We start from the raw sequence: 4,678 nt of genomic DNA, 5'->3' as shown, positions 1-4,678 counted from the left end.
GGGATCGGGGGGGGGGGGGTTGGTGGGGGGGGGGGGGGGGGTGGTGCGGGGGGGGGGGGGGGGGCGGGGGGGGGGGGTGGGGGGGGGGGGGGGGGGGGGGGGGGGGGGGGGGGGGGGGGGGGGGGGGGGGGGGGGGGGGGGGGGGGGGGCGGGGGGGCGCCCCCCCCCCCCCCCCGCCGTGGGGTCACTCGCCGGCGAGGAGCTGCCGCATCTCCTTGATCTCGGCGTTCTGCGCGGTGACGATGGCGTCCGCCATGGTCCTGGCGGCGCCGTAACGGCCCTTCTCCTTCTCGGTGGCGGCCATCTTCACGGCGCCCCGGTGGTGCTCGACCATCAAGGACAGGAACCGGGTGTCGAAGTCGTGGCCGGTGGTCTTCTTCAGAGCGGTCAGGTCGGCGTCGCTCATCATCCCGGGCATCCCCGGCATCCCGGAGTGCCCGGAGTGGTCCATGCCGGCCATGGGAGCCTCCTCGCCCCAGGACCTCAGCCAGCCGGTCATGGTGCGGATCTCCGGGTCCTGTGCCTTCTCGATGCGGGCGGCGAGGTCCTTGACCCGCGCGGAGGAGGCCCGGCCGTCGGCGAGCCGCGCCATCTCCAGGGCCTGCCGGTGGTGCGGGATCATGCCCTGCGCGAAGGCGACGTCCTGGGCGTTGTGCACGCCGGCCGGAGCGCCCGGCGTGGCGGAGGCTCCGTGGGCGGCGTGACCGCTGCCGGTGCCGCGGTCGTCGCCGGTGCCGCCACAGGCGGTCAGGACGAGGGCGCCGGTCACGGCGAGGGCGGCCAGGGCGGCACGGCGCGTCAAGTTGGGGGTGCTCATGCTCATGCGGGAACTCCTGTTGCGATGAAGGGATAGGGGCACGCGTACGCACGACCACGCGGCCCCGCGTGCGGCGGGGGCGTGGCCGGGAGGCCCTAGGGTCTTTCGTTTGGATCAGGCCGGATCAGGGAGCGGGGTCTGGTGCCGTGCATCGCAAGGCGGAGGAGGGCGCCATGGCGGAGCCATGGCAACCGACGACAACGCGGCGAGGTGCGGTGCCAGGGCCCGCGAGCCCGGCATGATCCAAACGGGAGGCCCTAGATCCGCAGGAGTTGGAGTTCGGACAGGTCGGGTGGGGCGCGGGCGTCGTCCGGATCGGTGGCCGGAGCGGGCAGCGGGCCGCGGGCCGGTGCCGGGCCGGTCACCGGGCCGGGGGCCGGCAGGGGCAGGCGCGGGCCGCCGTCCACCGCGCCCGAGGCGCAGCTCGGGTCGGCGTGGTGCAGCCGGTGCCCGCCGCAGTGCCCGTCTCCGCCGGGGCCGGCGTCGACGGCGCCGAGCAGCGCGGCCGCCATGGGCCCGCCGTGGACGTGCTCCACGTGTTCCGCGCCGCCGCCGGGAGCGAGGGCGTGCATGCCCAGCAGCCCGATCAGCACGGACAGCACGGACAGCGCGCGGTACCGCCGTCGCGGTCGCCGGGGGTGCTGTTCCGTGGTGCGCATCGGGGCCATCGTACGGGGGCGTGCCCAGCGCGCGGACGGGGCCCGCCGACGCGGACGCGCTCCTCCGGCGCCGGACGACTGGCGCCGGGCGAAATCCACCCCATGCCAGGTGACCGCCCCAAAGAAGTACTTTGAGAGTCTCAAAGTACAAGTGTTAACGTGTTCGATATGAAGACAGCTGTGCGCCGCCGTCAAGCCATGAGTCCCCTGCTCGTGGTGCGCCTGCATGTCGACCTGTGCCGCTGTATGTCCGCGGTCTGTTGCCGCGCGGTCTGACCGGCATCATGCAGCGGCGCCGCCCTTAGCGCGCGTGCGCCGCCCCCCGTCCCCGCCCTTCCGTATCCCCCGATACGCCCTCACTGGAGTGTGTCCGTGTCCGCGTCCGCGAGCACCGAAACCCCCGCCCAGCGCTCCCGGCGCATACCCACGGTGCCTTTCTGGGCCCAGATCGTCGCCGGTCTCGTCCTCGGCGTGGTCCTCGGCTGGATCACCCGCAGCTACGACGTGCAGTGGCTGTACACCACGCTCGACAAGATCGGCCACATCTTCGTCCAGCTGCTGAAGCTGGCCGTCGCCCCGCTGGTCTTCTTCGCGATCCTGGTGTCCATCACCAACCTGCGCAAGGTGAACAACGCCGCCCGGCTGGCCTCCCGCACCCTGCTCTGGTTCATGATCACGTCGCTGATCGCGGTCGCCATCGGCCTCGTGATCGGTCTGGTCACCAACCCGGGCGCGGGCACCGGCCTCACCCCGAAGGACGGTCAGAAGCCCCAGTACGCCGGCTCCTGGCTGGACTTCCTCACCGGCATCATCCCGACGGACGTCATCACGCCGTTCACCCAGCTGAACGTGTTGCAGATCGTCTTCATGGCCGCCGTCGCCGGCATCGCCGCCCTGAAGCTGGGTGAGAAGGCCCAGCCGATCCTCACCCTCAGTGAGTCGGTCCTGGAGCTGCTGCAGAAGGCCCTGTGGTGGGTCATCCGCCTCGCCCCGCTCGGCACCGTCGGCCTCATCGGCTACGCCATCGCCGACTACGGCTGGAACCTCCTCGGCAAGTACGCCACCTTCACCGTCGACGTCTACGTCGGCTGCGCCCTGGTCCTCTTCGGTGTCTACCCGCTGCTGCTGGCGACCGTGGCCAAGGTCAACCCGGTCCAGTTCTTCAAGGGCGCCTGGCCCGCCATCCAGCTGGCCTTCGTCTCCCGCTCGTCCGTCGGCACCATGCCGGTCACCGTCAAGGTCACCGAGCGCCTCGGCGTGCCGAAGGAGTACACCTCCTTCGCCGTCCCGTTCGGCGCCACGACGAAGATGGACGGCTGCGCCGCGATCTACCCGGCACTCGCCGCCATCTTCATCGCGCAGATCTTCGACGTGCAGCTGGACGTCGGCGACTACCTGCTGATCGCCTTCGTCTCGGTGATCGGCTCGGCGGCCACTGCCGGTCTGACGGGTGCCACGGTCATGCTGACGCTGACCCTGTCCACGCTGGGCCTGCCCCTGGAGGGCGTGGGCCTGCTGATGGCGATCGACCCGGTGCTGGACATGATGCGCACCGCCACCAACGTCGCCGGCCAGGCCCTGGTCCCGGTCGTCGTCGCCGCCCGCGAGAAGATCCTCGACCTCGACGCGTACAACTCGGCCTCGGGATCCCCGGTGGACGACGAGTACGGCGTGCGCGACGCCGACCAGCAGGGAAGCGTGCCGGCCACCGCCTGACGCCCCCGTCCCCAGGAAGCGCCCCCGCCGGCCGGCGGGGGCGCTTCGGCGTGTAACGGCGGCGGCGCGGTGCAGCCCGAGCAGCATCTGCTCGTATCGCGTGGCGGGGGTGCTCAGCGGCTCGGCCTCGCCCAGCAAGGCGTACACCTGCCGCTGAACGATCTCACAGAACGCCGCAGCGTCGTTCTGCGCGGCCATGCCGGAGGTGATGAAGAACGACACGACGTCGACGCCGGGTGGAGGATGCAAGACGAAGTACGCGAGCAGAGCGGACTTTCCCGCCCACGCCGGGGCCACCCAACGCCAGTAGCCGGCGCCAGCACCGTCCGCAGGGACATCGTGCACGCAGAAGGCCGCCAGCTGGGCAAGCTCGCTCTCACGCCCTTGGAAGCTGGCGACAAGGCCCTGGCCCACCTGCAGGAGATAGCCGGAGACGGCGGCGCGCTCCGCAACTACCTGTACGGGACTGTCAATCATCACGCCGCTGTTGGCGAAGGCCCCAGCTCCCTCGGCGGAAGATCCGCCTGACTTGCGCACCGCGGCGCGTCTGCGGAAGAACATCGGATGCGCCGTTACTCCTGCCGCCGGTAACCGGTGTTCGCACTGCCGACGTCCGCCCGAGCATCACCGGTCTCCTCGACGGAGACCGCACCCGCGGACGAGGAGGCAAGGACACCCGTATTGGCGTCCCCGCCGCCGATGGCCGTGGCACGCCCGGTCCTGGACACCTGTACGGACGTGCTTCCGGTCGGGGCCAGCAACCCGCAGACGCCGATCCCCAGAGCGGCCACACCGACCACCGCGGAGACCATCCCAGCCACCTGGTTCGCCCGGTCCCAGCTCAGCAGCGACAGCGCACCAGCGAAGACCGCCAAGACCAACACCGTCGTCACCAGCACCGCACGCCGATTACCCCACAAAGCCACCCTCTCCCCCCGTGGAGACGGAACCGCACCGAGCCCGGTACGGCCCACGCCGCATGCCGAGCCCCACCATACGGACAAGCCCACGCCCCCATGCGGGAAAGCTCCGAAGGTTAGCTCCTGGAGGGCAATGGCGCCCCGGACAACGTGCCCGCACGGCCCACCACAAGGGCAGCGTCGGCCAGCACTGGGAGCCCCCTGGACTGTGCTGTCGCCCAGCCCGAGCTTCTAACTCGGCACACCAGGGCCCCCCTACACCCCAGCTTCACGAGCAACACCCGTGCAGCGTTGTCGTCTCCGATGTCACCATCTCAAGGGTTCCGACCGGACGGCTGAGGCAGCCGGACCATGGCGGGTACGGTGGCCCCTGTGCACGTCGGCCCGGGATGACGTCGACCAGGCTGTGTGTGGCAAGTCCTCGCATGCGCGGGGGTGGTCCCATGAAGGGCGGCTCCGGCCCCTTCCAGGACTAGGGTCCGTCTTCAAAGATCATCTGGGTGATAGATCATGGTGTCGTGGTACGTCGTCATGAACTCACTGACCTGGAGTGGGAGTTGCTCGCT

5 protein-coding genes are annotated in these 4,678 nt (G+C 71.0%); 2 read left to right on the top strand and 3 right to left on the bottom strand.

What is annotated here, in order from left to right; genetic code table 11:
- Nucleotides 1-184: 184 nt before the first annotated feature.
- Nucleotides 185-817 (bottom strand): DUF305 domain-containing protein, encoded by a 633-nt coding sequence (locus ACH4OA_RS34545; protein ID WP_397941519.1) that lies wholly within the window; start codon nucleotides 815-817, stop codon nucleotides 185-187.
- 257 nt (nucleotides 818-1,074) lie between these two features.
- Nucleotides 1,075-1,476, bottom strand: a complete 402-nt coding sequence (locus ACH4OA_RS34540) for a DUF6153 family protein (protein ID WP_397947152.1) — start codon at nucleotides 1,474-1,476, stop codon at nucleotides 1,075-1,077.
- 366 nt (nucleotides 1,477-1,842) lie between these two features.
- On the opposite strand from ACH4OA_RS34540, the gene ACH4OA_RS34535 reads away from it, so the two are divergent.
- Together ACH4OA_RS34535 and ACH4OA_RS34530 are read left to right on the top strand one after the other, a co-directional pair.
- On the top strand, nucleotides 1,843-3,192 hold the full coding sequence (locus ACH4OA_RS34535; RefSeq protein WP_365882948.1) for a dicarboxylate/amino acid:cation symporter: 1,350 nt from the start codon (nucleotides 1,843-1,845) through the stop codon (nucleotides 3,190-3,192).
- Between the two features lie 69 nt (nucleotides 3,193-3,261).
- Nucleotides 3,262-3,720, top strand: coding sequence for a hypothetical protein (locus tag ACH4OA_RS34530; RefSeq protein WP_397973463.1), 459 nt, complete (start codon nucleotides 3,262-3,264; stop codon nucleotides 3,718-3,720).
- Between the two features lie 44 nt (nucleotides 3,721-3,764).
- Here the strand turns inward: ACH4OA_RS34530 and ACH4OA_RS34525 are convergent, their stop codons facing one another.
- Nucleotides 3,765-4,091: a hypothetical protein gene (locus ACH4OA_RS34525; RefSeq protein WP_397973461.1), complete on the bottom strand. Its 327-nt coding sequence runs from the start codon at nucleotides 4,089-4,091 to the stop codon at nucleotides 3,765-3,767.
- Nucleotides 4,092-4,678: the final 587 nt, after the last annotated feature.

Source organism: Streptomyces sp. NPDC017095, from assembly GCF_044332325.1.
Lineage (GTDB): Bacteria > Actinomycetota > Actinomycetes > Streptomycetales > Streptomycetaceae > Streptomyces.
This window is presented reverse-complemented; position numbering and strand designations above follow the sequence as displayed.